The sequence below is a fragment of the Erwinia amylovora genome (genome assembly GCF_017161565.1).
GTDB lineage: Bacteria > Pseudomonadota > Gammaproteobacteria > Enterobacterales > Enterobacteriaceae > Erwinia > Erwinia amylovora.
This window is the reverse complement of the sequence record NZ_CP066796.1, coordinates 2,917,022-2,933,063: the sequence shown is the minus strand read 5'-3', so window position 1 is coordinate 2,933,063 and position 16,042 is coordinate 2,917,022. Positions and strand designations below refer to the sequence as shown.

At 57.1% G+C, this 16,042-nt stretch carries 14 protein-coding genes and 1 CRISPR repeat array; of the genes, 12 read left to right on the top strand and 2 right to left on the bottom strand.

Annotated features, from left to right (window positions below; translation table 11 throughout):
• Positions 1–12: 12 nt before the first annotated feature.
• The 6 genes from aceF to JGC47_RS13425 all read left to right on the top strand — a co-directional run bounded on the left by aceF (position 13) and on the right by JGC47_RS13425 (position 5,989).
• The gene (gene aceF / locus JGC47_RS13450; protein WP_004159646.1) at positions 13–1,608 is read left to right on the top strand and encodes a pyruvate dehydrogenase complex dihydrolipoyllysine-residue acetyltransferase; all 1,596 of its coding nucleotides are present in this window, start codon (positions 13–15) and stop codon (positions 1,606–1,608) included.
• 292 nt (positions 1,609–1,900) lie between these two features.
• Positions 1,901–3,328, top strand: a complete 1,428-nt coding sequence (gene lpdA, locus JGC47_RS13445) for a dihydrolipoyl dehydrogenase (protein ID WP_004159645.1) — start codon at positions 1,901–1,903, stop codon at positions 3,326–3,328.
• Positions 3,329–3,435: 107 nt separating this feature from the next.
• Positions 3,436–4,137, top strand: coding sequence for an SDR family NAD(P)-dependent oxidoreductase (locus JGC47_RS13440; protein ID WP_004159644.1), 702 nt, complete (start codon positions 3,436–3,438; stop codon positions 4,135–4,137).
• 13 nt (positions 4,138–4,150) lie between these two features.
• Entirely contained in the window at positions 4,151–4,825 is a 675-nt protein-coding gene (locus JGC47_RS13435) for an energy-coupling factor ABC transporter ATP-binding protein (RefSeq protein WP_004159642.1), read from the top strand.
• Positions 4,822–5,439, top strand: coding sequence for an energy-coupling factor transporter transmembrane component T family protein (locus JGC47_RS13430; RefSeq protein ID WP_013034901.1), 618 nt, complete (start codon positions 4,822–4,824; stop codon positions 5,437–5,439). Before JGC47_RS13435 ends, JGC47_RS13430 begins: the two co-directional genes overlap by 4 nt.
• A complete protein-coding gene (locus JGC47_RS13425) occupies positions 5,378–5,989 on the top strand; it encodes a biotin transporter BioY (RefSeq protein WP_004159641.1) in 612 nt (203 codons plus the stop codon). Before JGC47_RS13430 ends, JGC47_RS13425 begins: the two co-directional genes overlap by 62 nt.
• A 40-nt stretch (positions 5,990–6,029) precedes the next feature.
• Here JGC47_RS13425 and JGC47_RS13420 read toward each other — a convergent pair whose 3' ends face one another.
• Positions 6,030–7,016, bottom strand: coding sequence for a zinc-dependent alcohol dehydrogenase family protein (locus JGC47_RS13420; RefSeq protein WP_004159640.1), 987 nt, complete (start codon positions 7,014–7,016; stop codon positions 6,030–6,032).
• Positions 7,017–7,062: 46 nt separating this feature from the next.
• On the opposite strand from JGC47_RS13420, the gene JGC47_RS13415 reads away from it, so the two are divergent.
• The 3 genes from JGC47_RS13415 to JGC47_RS13405 are packed head-to-tail and all read left to right on the top strand — an operon-like array spanning position 7,063 to position 10,164.
• Positions 7,063–7,497 (top strand): acyl-CoA thioesterase, encoded by a 435-nt coding sequence (locus tag JGC47_RS13415; protein ID WP_004159638.1) that lies wholly within the window; start codon positions 7,063–7,065, stop codon positions 7,495–7,497.
• Complete coding sequence (locus tag JGC47_RS13410; RefSeq protein WP_004159635.1) at positions 7,497–8,996, top strand: class I adenylate-forming enzyme family protein; 1,500 nt, start codon at positions 7,497–7,499, stop codon at positions 8,994–8,996. The genes JGC47_RS13415 and JGC47_RS13410 overlap by 1 nt, the downstream gene beginning before the upstream one ends.
• Entirely contained in the window at positions 8,959–10,164 is a 1,206-nt protein-coding gene (locus JGC47_RS13405; protein ID WP_004159633.1) for a thiolase family protein, read from the top strand. Before JGC47_RS13410 ends, JGC47_RS13405 begins: the two co-directional genes overlap by 38 nt.
• Position 10,165: 1 nt before the next feature.
• Here the strand turns inward: JGC47_RS13405 and JGC47_RS13400 are convergent, their stop codons facing one another.
• Positions 10,166–10,948 (bottom strand): enoyl-CoA hydratase/isomerase family protein, encoded by a 783-nt coding sequence (locus JGC47_RS13400; protein ID WP_004159632.1) that lies wholly within the window; start codon positions 10,946–10,948, stop codon positions 10,166–10,168.
• Between the two features lie 506 nt (positions 10,949–11,454).
• Positions 11,455–13,617: a CRISPR direct-repeat array (repeat unit 29 nt; unit sequence GTGTTCCCCGCGTGAGCGGGGATAAACCG).
• Positions 13,618–13,679: 62 nt separating this feature from the next.
• Between JGC47_RS13400 and JGC47_RS13395 the strand changes: the two genes are divergently transcribed.
• The 3 genes from JGC47_RS13395 (at position 13,680) to JGC47_RS13385 (ending at position 15,983) form a co-directional block, all read left to right on the top strand.
• A complete protein-coding gene (locus JGC47_RS13395; protein ID WP_004159629.1) occupies positions 13,680–14,240 on the top strand; it encodes a thioesterase II family protein in 561 nt (186 codons plus the stop codon).
• Positions 14,241–14,317: 77 nt separating this feature from the next.
• Complete coding sequence (locus JGC47_RS13390; protein ID WP_004159627.1) at positions 14,318–15,121, top strand: GNAT family N-acetyltransferase; 804 nt, start codon at positions 14,318–14,320, stop codon at positions 15,119–15,121.
• A gap of 91 nt (positions 15,122–15,212) precedes the next feature.
• A complete protein-coding gene (locus JGC47_RS13385) occupies positions 15,213–15,983 on the top strand; it encodes a TauD/TfdA dioxygenase family protein (RefSeq protein WP_004159626.1) in 771 nt (256 codons plus the stop codon).
• Positions 15,984–16,042 lie beyond the last annotated feature (59 nt).

The window sequence follows — 16,042 nt, the reverse complement described above, 5'->3', positions numbered from 1 at the left end:
GGTAATAGAGTAATGGCTATCGAAATTAATGTTCCTGATATCGGGGCAGACGAAGTTGAAGTCACCGAGATCCTGGTCAAGGTTGGCGACACGGTAGAAGTTGAGCAGTCAATACTGGTGGTCGAAGGCGACAAAGCATCAATGGAAGTGCCTTCACCACAGGCTGGCGTGGTGAAAGAGATCAAGATTGCCACCGGCGACCGGGTTGAAACCGGTAAGCTGATTATGATCTTTGAAGCGGCGGGCGATGCAGCAGCCCCCGCCGCGGCGCAAGAGAAGCAGGAAGCGGCCCCGGCCGCCCCTGCTGCCGCCCCGGCGGCGGCCAGCGCGGCGAAAGAGGTGAATGTCCCTGATATCGGCGGTGATGAAGTAGAAGTCACCGAGATCATGGTGAAAGTCGGCGACAAGGTTGAAGCTGAACAGTCAATCCTCACCGTTGAAGGTGACAAAGCCTCAATGGAAGTGCCTGCACCTTTTGCCGGTACGGTAAAAGAGATCAAAATCAGCGCCGGCGACAAAGTCAGCACCGGTTCTCTGGTCATGGTCTTTGACGTCGAGGGCGCGGCACCTGCCGCTGCTCCGGCGGCGAAAGCTGAAGCGCCAGCCCCTGCTGCGCCTGTGCAGGAAGAGAAAGCGGCTCCGGCAGCGGCGCCTGCCAAAGCCGAAGCGAAGTCTGAATTTGCAGAGAACGATGCCTACGTGCACGCCACGCCGGTTATCCGCCGCCTGGCGCGTGAATTTGGCGTTAACCTGGCGAAGGTTAAAGGCACCGGCCGCAAATCGCGTATTCTGAAAGAAGACGTGCAGAGCTACGTGAAAGACGCGGTGAAACGCGCCGAAGCGCCAGCGGCTGGCGGCGGCATGCCGGGCATGCTGCCGTGGCCGAAAGTGGACTACAGCAAATTTGGTGAAGTTGAAGAAGTGGAGCTGGGCCGCATCCAGAAAATCTCCGGTGCTAACCTGAGCCGTAACTGGGTGATGATCCCGCACGTTACCCACTTCGATAAAACCGATATCACCGATCTGGAAGCGTTCCGTAAACAGCAGAATGCCGAAGCAGAGAAGCGCAAGCTGGACGTGAAGTTCACCCCGGTGGTGTTCATCATGAAAGCCGTTGCCGCTGCGCTGGAGCAGATGCCGCGCTTTAACAGCTCGCTGTCTGAAGACGCGCAGAAGCTGACGCTGAAAAAATACATCAACATCGGCGTGGCGGTTGATACGCCAAACGGCCTGGTGGTTCCGGTATTCAAGGACGTTAACAAGAAAGGCATTGTTGAGCTGTCGCGTGAACTGACCACCATCTCCAAAAAGGCGCGTGATGGTAAGCTGACCGCAGGCGAAATGCAGGGCGGTTGCTTCACCATTTCCAGCATTGGCGGGCTGGGAACCACCCACTTTGCGCCGATCGTTAACGCGCCGGAAGTGGCTATCCTCGGCGTTTCCAAGTCGGCGATGGAGCCGGTATGGAACGGTAAAGAGTTTATGCCGCGCCTGATGATGCCGATCTCGCTCTCCTTCGACCACCGCGTGATCGACGGGGCCGATGGTGCGCGCTTTATCACCATTATCAATAACACGCTGGCCGACATTCGCCGTCTGGTGATGTAACCGCAGCGTTCAAGGCCGGCGTAAGCCGGCCTTGTTGTAAAGATTCGTGGCACCGTGGTTTGCAGTTTATTAACAATTCTGTAAACTCTTGCGGTGAACGCGTCCCGGTGGATGAAGGACGTTGAATAATATACCCAAAATATCTGGAGCAGCATCAAGGCGGCAAGGGAGCGAGTTCCGACGAGCTTACAGCGGTAGGTGATTCGGGTGAGCGAGCGCAGCCAACACGGATGCAGATGCAGGTATGACGGGTATCAGTCTGACCCGCCGGACTATCAATTAAGAGGTCATGATGAGTACAGAAATTAAAACTCAGGTCGTGGTACTTGGGGCAGGTCCTGCCGGCTACTCTGCCGCCTTCCGTGCAGCGGATTTAGGTCTGGAGACCGTTATCGTTGAGCGCTACAGCACCCTGGGCGGTGTTTGTCTGAACGTTGGCTGTATCCCTTCTAAAGCCCTGCTGCACGTCGCCAAAGTGATTGAAGAAGCGAAAGCGCTGGAAGCACACGGTATTGTCTTCGGCAAGCCGCAGACTGACATTGATAAAGTGCGTGGCTGGAAAGAAAAAGTCATCTCTCAGCTGACCGGCGGTCTGGCCGGTATGGCGAAAGGCCGTAAGGTGAACGTGGTTAACGGTCTCGGTAAATTCACCGCTGCCAACACGCTGGAAGTGACCGCAGAAGATGGTTCAAAAACCACCATCACTTTCGACAACGCGATTATCGCGGCGGGTTCACGCCCGATTGAACTGCCTTTTATTCCGCACGAAGACCCACGCGTTTGGGATTCTACCGATGCGCTGGAGCTGAAAGAAGTACCGGAGCGCCTGCTGGTGATGGGCGGCGGCATTATCGGCCTGGAAATGGCCACCGTCTATCACGCGCTGGGTTCGCAGATCGACGTGGTTGAGATGTTCGACCAGGTGATCCCGGCTGCCGATAAAGACGTGGTAAAAGTCTTCACCAAACGCATTTCTAAGCAGTTCAACCTGATGCTGGAAACCAAAGTGACCGCCGTTGAAGCAAAAGAAGACGGTATTTATGTCACGATGGAAGGCAAAAAAGCGCCGTCCGAACCACAGCGTTATGACGCGGTGCTGGTGGCGATTGGTCGCGTACCCAACGGCAAAGGCCTGGATGCGGGCAAAGCCGGCGTTGAAGTCGACGACCGTGGCTTTATCCGCGTTGATAAGCAGATGCGCACCAACGTGCCGCACATTTTCGCCATCGGCGATATCGTCGGTCAGCCGATGTTGGCGCACAAAGGCGTGCATGAAGGCCACGTAGCGGCAGAAGTGATCTCCGGTAAGAAACACTACTTCGATCCGAAAGTGATCCCATCCATTGCCTACACCGAACCGGAAGTGGCCTGGGTCGGTCTCACCGAAAAAGAAGCGAAAGAGCAAGGCATCAGCTATGAAACGTCCACCTTCCCGTGGGCAGCTTCAGGCCGTGCTATCGCTTCCGACTGTGCAGACGGCATGACCAAGCTGATCTTCGACAAAAACACCCATCGTGTTATCGGTGGTGCGATTGTCGGCACCAACGGCGGCGAGCTGCTGGGTGAAATCGGTCTGGCCATCGAGATGGGCTGCGATGCGGAAGATATCGCGCTGACCATCCATGCGCACCCAACCCTGCATGAATCGGTTGGCCTGGCGGCGGAAATCTTTGAAGGCAGCATTACCGATTTGCCAAACCCGAAAGCGAAAAAGAAATAACCCGCGATCGGTGTTGAAATAACGGCTCCTTCGGGAGCCGTTTTGTATTTCTGCGGCAAAATAGCGTATCTTTGCCGCCTTTGAATAGCGATTGAAAGGCGCGTCTTGTGCGAAAAGTTGCCCTGATCGCCGGTGCCTCGCGGGGTATCGGTCATCATCTTGCCCGCCATTTCTATGCGCAGGGCTATCAGCTGATTTTAGTGGCGCGTAATGCGCAGCGGCTGGCATCCGATGCCGCCACCCTTGATGCGCAGCGCGTGCAGACGCTGGCGCTGGATGTCTGCGACTATCCGGCGGTGGCGCAGCAGCTACAGCAGGCGCTGGCGCGGCATCAGCAGCTTGATGTGCTGATCAACGCCGCCGGGATTTTCCGACCCGGTTCAACGCAAACCCCGCTGGCCGACTTCAGCGCGCTGCTGGCAACCAACGTCACCGCCATTCACCACCTTTGCCAGCTGTGTACCCCGTGGCTGCTGAAATCGGCGGCGGGACGGATCTTTAACCTCGCCTCGATCAGCGGCGTGCAGCCGTACGGCAGCGTAGCCAGCTATGCCGCCAGCAAGCATGCGCTGGTGGGCTACAGCCGCTCCATCGCCCGCGAGCTGGGCGCACAGGGCATTAAGGTCACCACCCTGTGCCCGGACGTGGTGAATACCGATATGGCACAGGGCAGCGGCCTGGGGGAGGATGAAATGCTGACCACCGCCGATCTCTGTCGCGCCGTCGATTTTGTTATGTCGCTGTCGCCGGCTGCGGTGGTTGAACAACTGACCATCGGGCGTCAGCCGCGCCCGCGTCAACCTGCCTGATTCAGGAGCTGTCATGCTGGAACTGCAAGGAGTATCGCACGCGTTCGCTGAACGCCAGGTGCTCAACAACATCAATTTACAACTGAGCGAAAAACGTATCGGCATCGTTGGCAGCAACGGCTGCGGCAAAAGTACCTTTGCCCGGCTGCTGAATGGCCTGCTGCTGCCAAAACAGGGCGAGGTACTGGTCGACGGGCTGAATACCCGCCAGCATGGCAAGGCGGTGCGGCGTAAAGTGGGCTTCGTGTTTCAGAACCCCGATAACCAGATTGTTTTTCCGCTGGTGGAAGAGGATCTGGCTTTCGGCATGAAAAACCTCGGGCTGTCGAAAACCACCATCCGTGAGCGTATCGATGCCGCGCTGGCGCGTTACGATATGCAGGATCTGCGTCAGCATCCGGCACATCGGTTAAGCGGCGGACAAAAGCAGCTGCTGGCGATTTCCGGCGTGCTGGTGATGGAGCCGCAGTATATCGTCTTTGACGAACCGACCACGCTGCTCGATCTGCGCAATAAACGCCGCATTGCCGACGCCATCGCCGGGCTGGAGCAAACCGCCATCGTGGTATCTCACGACCTGGAGTTCTTACAGGATTTTGACCGCGTGCTGGTATTTGAAGGCGGGCAGGTAGTGGCGGATGACGTCCCTGCCGTGGCGCTGAAAACCTATGTCAGGATGATGTCATGACGATGAGTGATTACGTGGCCGCAGAGTCAGCCATCCACCGCCTGGCACCGGGGATCAAAATCCTCGCGCTGGCGCTGACGGGCACGCTGCTGTTTGTTTTTCCCCGGCTGGAGTGTGCCATTGCCGCCCTGTCTGCCATCGTGCTGGGTTATCCGCTGGCGCATATTCCCGCGCGTACCCTGCTGCTGCAACTTAAGCCGCTGCTGTGGCTGTTGCTGCTGCTGTTTGCCGTGCAGTGGTGGATGGTGAGCTGGCAGTCCGGCCTGCTGGTGGTAATACGCCTGTCGGCATTAATGCTGATGGCGGCGCTGGTCACGCTAACCACCCGCACCAGCGCGCTGATTGAGGCGCTGGAGAAGGGGCTGTTCTGGCTGCGCTATATGCGCATCAATCCGGCAAAAATCAGCCTGGCGCTGGCGCTGGCGCTACGCTTTATTCCGGTGCTGGCGGCCATTACGCTTGAAGTGCGCGAAGCGCAACGCGCGCGCGGGCTGGATAACAGCATACTGGCCGTGGCCGTGCCGGTGATGGTGCGCACCCTGAAAATGGCTGATGATATCGCCGCTGCGCTGGAAGCTCGCGCTTACGACCCGCAGCCGCAACGTAAAACCTGAGAGAATAGTTATGTCCACCAAAGATATTGTTTATATCGCGCTGTTTGCTGCCATGACGGCGGCGCTGGGCCTGTTCCCGGCCTTTAACCTGCCGGTGATTGCCGTGCCGATCACCGCCCAGTCAATGGGCTGCATGCTGGCCGGGGCGATTGCCGGCGCAAAACGCGGCGCGCTGGCGATGGTGCTGTTCGACCTGCTGGTGGCCATCGGGCTGCCGCTGCTGGCCGGCGGGCGCGGCGGCTTTGGCATCTTTATTGGCCCGGGCGGCGGTTTTATCCTCGCCTGGCCGCTGGCGGCGCTGCTGATTGGCTGGCTTTATCGCCGCAGCCTGTATTGCCTGACATGGGTGAAAGAGCTGCTGATTGTCACGCTGGGCGGGCTGGTACTGGTCTACTCAATGGGCATCCCGTGGATTGCCGCCGTGGCGGGCATTTCCCTGAAGCAGGCCGCCGTCGCCTCGCTGGGCTTCCTGCCGGGCGATCTGGTGAAAGTGGTGCTGGTGGTGGCCATCGTCCGCACGGTGCGGCGCGCCTGGCCAACGCTGGAATAACGCCGATCGGGCGGGGCGGGCTTTTCCGCCCCGCCCGCGCTTACAGCCGCAGCAAGATCTTGCCTTTCAGCTGGCCTGATTTCACCGCCGCCACCGCCTTATCAATCTCCGTCAGCGCATACTCGGCGGCAATCCCGGTGGCAATCACCCCGTCACCGATCAGCGCCATCACTTCATCGATTTTGCTTTGTACCCCGGCCTTTTCGCGGCCGTGTACCCACTGGCGCAGATGGAAATGGGAAAAACGGATATCGGGGCGGCTGCGCCAGAAAGCTGGCGGGATCGGCTGACCGGACAGCAGGCCATAATGAATAAACTGCCCGCCGGGGGCCAGCGCTCCGGCCAGCGTCAGCGACTCTTCACCGCCGATACAGTCGAAGATTGCCGCCACGCCGCCGCTGCGCTGCAGGGCGGCCAGCGCCTGGGGGTAACCCGCCGCGCTGCTGTTCAGCCGCTGTTCGGTGGCGTAACCGGCCAACAGCGGAAGGTTTTCCGCCTTGCGCACGATGACAATTGGCTCCAGCCCCATATGGTTGGCGATGCGGATCAGCATTTTGCCGATAGCCGAATTGGCGGCATTGATGATAATGCGCATGCCGGGCGTGAAGTCCAGCTCTTCCTTCAGCATCAGCAGCGCGGTCATCGGGTTGACGTAGCCGGTGGCCGCCTGGCGGTCGCTAACGAAATCGGGCAGGGGAAAGCACCATTGTGCATCGCTGTCTTTGTAGTTTTGCCAGGCCCCCATGCTGCCAACCGGCAGCACGCGCTGGCCGACCGCCAGCGCCGGATCGCCGCTCTGGCAGATGCTTCCCACGCCCTCAAAGCCGGGTACAAACGGCAGGGCAATACGTGAACGGTAGGCGCCGGCGATAGTGATCAAATCGGAAGGGTTGATGGTGGCAAAGGACATTTTTACCCGCACCTGTCCGGCGGCAAGCTCGGGCAGTTCGGCCTGCTCAAGCCGCAGGATATCCTCGATATTGCCGAACTCGCGAACCATCGCTCTGGTGAATAAACTGGCTTTCATGGTATCTTTTCTTCAGGGTGTTTCAGTTTACAGGTGGGCTTTTTTTATGCAGCAGCACAACAGCGAAACGTTTCGCATCTCAATGCGGGATATTGATTTGCATGGCCATGTGCATAATTCGGTCTATTTAGACTACTTTGAAGACGCGGTGGTTAATGCCTTTCGCCGTTACCATCTGCTGCCACTGTTTCGCCCGCAGAGCGCTGGCGTAGCCTATCATGTGAAAAAATGTGAGGCAACGTTCCACCATCCGCTGACGGTGGATGATGAAGTGATGCCGCTGGTGGCGGTAGAAAAACTGGGCAACAGCAGCTTAGTTTTTTCTGTGCAACTGCTGCTGGCGGATAAAAGCACTCTCTGCGCCGAGGGGAAACTGATCTGGGTTTGCGTTAATCCGCGGGATCATAAACCCTGCCCGATCCCGGATGAAACCCGCGCCGCATTGCGCCAGCACCTGCCGTTTACTGCGGCCAGCGCCTGATGCCGGTGCACGATCGCGTGCAGCGTCATGCGGCAGAAAAGCCCGATGACGCCGCGCTGAATATCGATGGTGAGACGCTGAACTGGCGTCAGCTGTGGCAAAGTTCAAACGCGCTGTACCAGCATCTTTGCCAGCAGTCGTTAGCCAAAGGCGTGGTGGCGATCGCCAGCGCCAATGACATTACCTTTCCCGTTGCCTGGCTGGCGGCCAGCGCCCGGCCGTTCACGGCGGCGGTTATCGATCCGCTAATGGCGCAACAGCCGCTGGGCGAGATACTGAGCCGCCTGAAACCGGACCTGCTGCTGCTGAAACGGCAGGATCGCCAGCTGATCGCGCTGGCGGATCGGCTGGCGATCCGCTGGCTGGCGCTCGATGGCTGGCAGCACGCGCCGCCGGTCGCCGACGATCGCGCTTTCAGCGCCGATATGCAGGCGGCAACGCCGTTTCTGATCGGTTTCACCTCCGGGACTACCAGCCTGCCAAAGGCGTTTATCCGCTCGCGCCGCTCCTGGCGCTGTAGCTTAGAAAACGGTGCGCAGATCTTCCGGCTGGCGGATGCCCCGTCGACGTTATATCCCGGCCCGCTGTCGCACGGTATCGGGCTTTACTGCCTGAATGAAACCCTGTATGCCGGCGGCTGTTTTTACAGCACGGCGCGCTGGCAGCCGCCGGCGGTGCTGGCGTTGCTGGCGCAGCAGCAGATTGAGCGGCTGGTGGTAGTGCCAACGATGATCGCCGGGCTGGCCGCCGCCGCGCAGTCAGACTATCCCGGCTTGCGCTCTCTGCTCAGCGCCGGGGCCAAGCTGGAACTGAATCATTATCGCCTTGCCAGGGCGCTGTTCCCGCAGGCGGTGATGCAGGAATATTACGGTGCCTCCGAGCTGGGCTTTGTTGCCGTCTCTACCCTTGATAATGACGATATCAGCGCTTCGCTGGCCAGCGTTGGCCGGGCATTCCCCGCAACGGCAATCACCATCCGCAATGACGATGGTCAAACATTGCCCGCCGGGCAGCCGGGTACTATCTGGCTGACCAGCGAACAGATTATTGACGGCTATGTATGGGGCGACGACGGCAGCGCCATCGAAAAACGGCCGTGGGGCGCTACGGTTGGCGATATCGGCTATCTCGACGCGCAGCAGCGCCTGCATATGACTGGCCGCCGGGGAAATATGATCCTCAGCGGTGGCAATAATATTTATCTCTGTGAAATTGAATCGCTGATCAAAAGCCTGCCCGGCGTAATTGAAGCGGTGGTGATTGCGCTCGATGATGCTTATCTGGGGAAAAAAATGGTGGCGGTGATTGAGGCCGATGCTGACGTCATCGGGCAGCTGCCGCAGCAAAGCGCCGCCCGGCTGGCAAAATACAAACGCCCGCGTCATTACTATCAGATTACACGGTGGCCGTTGACGTCGAGCGGAAAAATCAAACGCGCCGAGCTGGAACAGAGGATCAAAGATGGCAGCTGCACAGCGCTTACTGAATTACCAGCCTGAAGAGGACTGGCAGCCGGTGATTGTCGCCGCCTGCCGCACGCCCGTCGGCAGGGCTTATGGCTCGCTGGCCAACGTGCCGCCGCAGGCGCTGCTGGCCCCGCTGTTTGGCAAGCTGCTGGCGGCATTACCCGCTGGGTTTACGGCGATTGATGAGGTGATTATCGGCAACGCCACCGGCGGCGGCGGCAATATTGCCCGGCTGGCGGCGCTGGCGGCCGGGTTACCGCTGGCGGTGCCTGGCGTGACGGTGGACCGCCAGTGCGGCTCCGGGCTGGAAGCGGTGATTAACGCCTGTCGGCTGGTGCAGGCCAGGGCAGGTGAATGTTATCTGGCCGGCGGGGTAGAGAGCGTCAGCACCGCGCCCTGGCGGGTGGAAAAGCCCGCCACGCTAAGGCAGATGCCGCGCTTTTATCCGCGCGCACGTTTTTCGCCGGAAGAGATCGGCGACCCGGAAATGGGCATCGCCGCCGAGAACGTGGCGCGTCAGTGCGCCATCAGCCGGGAACGCCAGGACCGCTTTGCGCTGCGCAGCCATCAGCGCGCGCTGGCCGCCGCGCAGCAGGGCGCATTCCGCGAGGAGATCGTCGCGCTTAACCTTGACCGTTGCCAGGTTGAAAACGACGAATGCCCACGGCCTGATACTTCGCTGGCGCGGCTGGCGGCGTTACCGCCGGTATTTGCCGCCGATGGCTCGGTGACGGCGGGTAACTGCTGCCCGCTGAATGACGGCGCTGCGCTGCTGCTGGTGATGAGCCGCCGCATGGCGCGGGATTGCGGCTTCAGCCAGGGGCTGCTGTTTGCCGATGCCTGTAGCGCGGGGGTTGACCCGAATTTACTGGGGCTTGGCCCGGTTCCCGCCACGCAAAAGCTGCTGCGGCGTCAGCCGGGCCTGGCGTTGGATCGGGTTGAGGTGATCGAGTTTAATGAGGCTTTTGCCGCCCAGGTGCTGGCATCGGTAGATGCGTTGGGCATTGCTGAACACAGGATCAACCAGCAGGGGGGCGCTATCGCACTGGGGCATCCTTACGGCGCTTCCGGGGCGATCATGGTAACGCGGCTGTTCAGCCAGCTGGTAAGTCAGCGGCAGAGCGAAGGCTTCGGGCTGGCGATGCTGGGGATCGCCGGTGGGCTGGGGTTGAGCGCGCTGTTTAAGGGCGTGCGGCTGTAAATCAGCGCCCCTGCCACCGCGGCGCGCGCCGTTCGGCAAACGCATGCTGGCTTTCCTGGTAATCCTCGCTCTGCTGTAGCTGCCGCAACTCTCTGTCGCCCTGCTGGCGGATATCGGCTGCCAGCGCCTGGTTAAGCAGGGCGTTGCAGGCTTGTACCGCCAGCGGCGCGGCCTGATCGAGGCGTTCAGCCAACGCCAGCGCGGCGTCTGCCAGCTGCTCCGCGTCCACAACCTGATTAAATAAGCCGAGCGCCAGCGCGCGCTGCGCATCCATCGTTTCACCGGTCAGCAGCAGCTCACGCGCAATATTCGGTGGCAGACGCGCCGCCAGCTGGCTGATGGCTCCGCCCAGCGGCAGCAGCCCGTGCCGCACTTCCGGCAGGGCAATACGCGTGTTTTCACTGGCGACGATAAAATCGCACGCCAGCGCCATCTCCAGCCCGCCGCCAATCGCATCACCGTTGAGCGCGGCAATCCAGATTTTGCGCCGAGGCAGATGCTGGAGCGGATGATAGCCGCCGCATGAGTTACGCAGCCCCTCACCGCCGTGGGTAAACGCCTCATGCAGATCTGCGCCGCTGCAAAACGCCTTGCCACCCGCGGTCAGGACCACCGTACGTACCGCCGACTGCCGTTCGCACCAGTTCAGCCACTGCTCCAGCTCGCTGACCATCAGCGCATTATAGGCATTGCGCCGGGCGGGGCGCTGTAGCGTCAGGCGCACCACATGTTCAGCCGGGCGATCGCACAGCACCAGTCGGGTTATCGGGTTATCAGCATTCATTACGGCTTCCGCTAAGCATTGGCAGAGAGCGTTGCAGTGTATCACGCCGCGCGCTTCAACCCGGAAAAGCGTCCACGAAAAAGGCAGGGGCGGTTAACTCCCTGTCTTATTCGAGTGACTTCAACCCTTAAGGCGTCCGGTCGGTTGCTTAATAGCAACGATAATCAGCAAACTGACGTGCCGTATCTGCAACATCAGCAGGATTGCTCCCGGCGTTATCACTAGTATTGCCTTGATATAAGAGCGTGCGCGCAGCCTGTAAGTGCGAGCACGTAATGGTCGACAAAAATCAATCCGGTTTACAGGCCGGTTTTTTTCCGCCGCCACGCTGCCATTTCCGCTATATTCAAGAAGTTCACTTAGTCGATTACCCTTGTATTTGGCCGAGTATCAAGCCGACTTTTCCCGTTTTGAGTAGCAAATCCGTGCGTGCTTTAAAGTGGAAAAAAGTTGGTAGAATTGTAGGGCGGTAAAAAAATCACTAAGATCAGTCAGATAGTTTTAGAGTGTTCCCCGCGTGAGCGGGGATAAACCGTTATTCATGAGCCTTTTTATCTTCGCGGCATGGTGTTCCCCGCGTGAGCGGGGATAAACCGGTAAATAGCAAAATGATAAATAATTTATCAATGTGTTCCCCGCGTGAGCGGGGATAAACCGCTATGCAGAAGCGGAGGGCGGCGAGTGATGGAGTGTTCCCCGCGTGAGCGGGGATAAACCGAGCATCTCGGGAACTGTGTTTTTTGTATAAAAGTGTTCCCCGCGTGAGCGGGGATAAACCGAAGATGCTTTGACATTAATTATCTCCATAAAAGTGTTCCCCGCGTGAGCGGGGATAAACCGCAAGCGATCAACCTGTTTTTCAGTAGGTTTAAGTGTTCCCCGCGTGAGCGGGGATAAACCGGATTGCGCATGAGCACTGAAATTGTTCACAGCGTGTTCCCCGCGTGAGCGGGGATAAACCGGATTGCGCATGAGCACTGAAATTGTTCACAGCGTGTTCCCCGCGTGAGCGGGGATAAACCGACAAAAGACAACACCCCCCTTACCCCCCACGGTGTTCCCCGCGTGAGCGGGGATAAACCGCAGGTATTTCGGATAGCCGGTTGTCTCGGCGGGTGTTCCCCGCGTGAGCGGGGATAAACCGACTGAAATTTAAAATCACCGCTAACCCGCCAGGTGTTCCCCGCGTGAGCGGGGATAAACCGGGCGATGAGGGAGTACGCGGAGCGGCAGGGTAGTGTTCCCCGCGTGAGCGGGGATAAACCGAAAAGCCAACCGCCCGCCCGTAATAAACCTGAGTGTTCCCCGCGTGAGCGGGGATAAACCGGTTGCAGAGACTTAAAGATCGTCTGCTAGTTAGTGTTCCCCGCGTGAGCGGGGATAAACCGTAAATGGTTGTCCGTTCTTGGCGCAGACGGCTGTGTTCCCCGCGTGAGCGGGGATAAACCGTAAAGGAGCATGCTTATACAACTGACAAAATCGTGTTCCCCGCATGAGCGGGGATAAACCGAGATTTGGCGGAAATGTCGGCGGAGATGCCCCGTGTTCCCCGCGTGAGCGGGGATAAACCGAAATGTCCTGTGGCTCGGCCCGATGCTGCAATGTGTTCCCCGCGTGAGCGGGGATAAACCGGAGATCATTCTCATCCCTCATGTTTTCCAGGAGTGTTCCCCGCGTGAGCGGGGATAAACCAATTGTAAAATCCTCTCCGCCAAATTTGATTACGTGTTCCCCGCGTGAGCGGGGATAAACCGAAACTCTCGCATACATGGACGGAATTTAACGAGTGTTCCCCGCGTGAGCGGGGATAAACCGACGATTTGCCTGAAACCTCAACGAAGTTCGACGTGTTCCCCGCGTGAGCGGGGATAAACCGCTGATGGCGTCACGAGCCATACGGAATGTGACGTGTTCCCCGCGTGAGCGGGGATAAACCGCAAAAATTTGCGCATGTCATCTATCTTTTTTTGTGTTCCCCGCGTGAGCGGGGATAAACCGCCCTCGGGGAGGGCTTTGCGTTGTTACTCAGAGTGTTCCCCGCGTGAGCGGGGATAAACCGGTTACGTTGAATGTATCGTTGGATGTGATTAAGTGTTCCCCGCGTGAGCGGGGATAAACCGTACATCGAACAATGCCAATTGTTGACGTTCTTGTGTTCCCCGCGTGAGCGGGGATAAACCGCCGCGAAAATCCGCAGTGAGCTGGCAATGAGCGTGTTCCCCGCGTTAGCGGGGATAAACCGGCTGTCTATCTGGGCTGCCTCTATCCAGCAATGTGTTCCCCGCGTGAGCGGGGATAAACCGACTTCGGTGAGAATGTCGAATTGCCACCAGATGTGTTCCCCGCGTGAGCGGGGATAAACCATTGAATCAGAGTCTTTCAGGGACGATGTTTTCGTGTTCCCCGCGTGAGCGGGGATAAACCGTGAAGCAGCCAGAATCCCATCCGGCCTTTATCGTGTTCCCCGCGTGAGCGGGGATAAACCGGCTTTTGTACCCTTTACAGTCAACGTACTGCTGTGTTCCCCGCGTGAGCGGGGATAAACCGAGATTGAGATCTTATCAACGGACTCTGACGCCGTGTTCCCCGCGTGAGCAGGGATAAACCGTTTCTTCACACACAACGGTGAGGGCATTGTCTGTGTTCCCCGCGTGAGCGTGGATAAACCGTGATAAAGTAACGTTCCGAATGGCGCGTGATGGTGTTCCCCGCATGAGCGGGATAAACCGCCATGCCGGACAGTATTGAGCAACTGGCCGACGCCGCTTTACAGGCGCTGGATACCATATGTGACAAACAGATCGCGTTTTTTGGTCACAGCATGGGGGGACTGATTGCTGTTGAACTGGCGCGCAAGATGGAAATCTGTTGGCGCAAACCCGCGCGCGCGCTGTTTGTTTCCGGTTGCCGTGCGCCTGGCGAACCGCTAACGCGCTGCCTTAGCGGATTGGATGATGAGCTGTTTATCAGACAGTTGGCCGGTTTAGGAGGCACAGAATCCGTATTGCTGGAACAGCCGGCACTATTGCGGCTGTTTCTATCCACGTTACGTCAGGATATTGCGCTGTGTGAACGTTATGCCGGGCCACCCCCTGCACCTTTGCAAACGCCAATCCATGTTATATGGGGAACGGAGGACGACTTAATTACGGATGTGATGATCGATTCCTGGCGTAAATTTTCTACTGAGGGGAACGTCTTTTTTTATCCTCTTCAAGGTGACCATTTCTATCATCAACAGCAGTCAGCAAGCGTATGTTCAATAATTTATGAGAAGCTAAATCTCGATTAAATAAAGCGAAATTGAGTGAAAACTACCGGCAAATAGCGGGTTCCCAATGAATAATTATTAGCGTTATTGAGGTGATCATGACTAACCAACAGGAAAAGGATATTACCCGGCGTATGTCTGAAAATATTGCTGGCAAATTCTCATATCTGGCCAGCCAACTACCCGGTATGAAAGTGAAGCATTTGAATGGACTGCAATATGTTGATTGTGGCAGACAGTCGGATACCTTTAATACCGTTCTCGGAACGCCTGCTTCCACAGACGATATCGCTCAGATAACGCGATACTATCAGCAGATGAACAGGCCTGCTGCATGGTGGTTCTCCGAACCGACAACGGCATATGCACAGGCACTGCGGCAGGCAGGCTGGGAGCATGAAGAAAATGAAGTGGGGATGCATTTGTCTTTGACGTCGCAGCTGCAGACTAAATCAGACACCGCTTTATCCCGAATTGAATACTGCGATAGCCTGTCGCATTTCCAGGATTTTGGTCGCGTTCTTTCAGCGATATTTGAGCCGGGAAATACCGTTGAGGCAGAGAACATTCGGGCAATTTATCAGCAGGCTGGCGAGCATAGCGCCTCTTTGGATGACAGACTCATTCAGCTGGTGGGCTACTTCGATGATCAACCCGTCTCTACCGCGACGCTTTATTTTCACCATAATATTGCAGGTGTTTTCGATATTGCGACGCCAGAATGTTGGCGTCGACGGGGTTTTGGTAGCGAGATATTTTATCAGGCATTGCGGGTGGCGCAGCAAAAAAAAGCGACAGCCTGTGTATTGCAAGCGTCACCTGATGGGTTAAATATTTATAAAAAAGCAGGTTTCATTAGCACCGGTAATTTTGAGGTTTGGAATTTACCCCAAAATTACTGAGTGACCGATTAGGGGATCATCATCTGCTCATGAGCGCCATTGTACTGTATATATTGAGCCTTCTTTCGGTCTTAGAGTAAAAGGCGTTGACTTGAAAGTAATCAATCATGCTGAAGTTGAAACCTTGCTTGAATTAATAAAAAAATATCAGGTGTTAGTGGTTGCTGCCCAGCATTTAACTCCGGAGGAGCAAATTGAATTTTGCCGTAAAACAGGCACGATTTTCCCTCATCCTTTAAAAAAAAATACCTGTCCATGGCCGGAAATGACCTATGTCACCAACGTACAGGAAAATGGCGAAGCGCGTGGATATCCCGGTCCTGGTTTTCCCATTTGGCATTCCGATATGTGTTATGAGGAGCATCCTCCCCGCTTAACCACGTTTTATGCCGAAAAGGTGCCGTCAGAGGGAGGAAAAACGTTATTTTGCAATACGTTGGCGGCTTGTGCTGATTTGCCACCGCGGTTAAGCAAGACGCTGGAAGACAAACAGGCAATATTTGGATTTTCACAAAAATTGGTGCAGCGCTGTCAGGAGCGTGGGTATATGTTACACATTGAACCGGAGGATCAGCGGCCCGATACCTTGCATCCGGTTTTACGTCCGCATCCGCAAACAGGGCGTAAAGCCATTTACGTTAATTGGACCCATACAGATGCCATTGTTGGTATGTCAGAGCAGGAAAGCGAACATTATCTTAATGTTCTTTACCGGCATTGTATCAATCCCATCTACCTTTATGCGCACCAGTATCAAGAGGGGGATTTGGTTATATGGGATAATGGTTCAACGTTACATACCGGGGATGGAGCGGTGCCGGAGGGACAGGCAAGAATAATGCGTCGTGTTGTTGTCATGTGAGCATGTGTATTCGTCACGACTTGAACTGACACTTTTTGGTGCTAACCCAGAGCTAATGT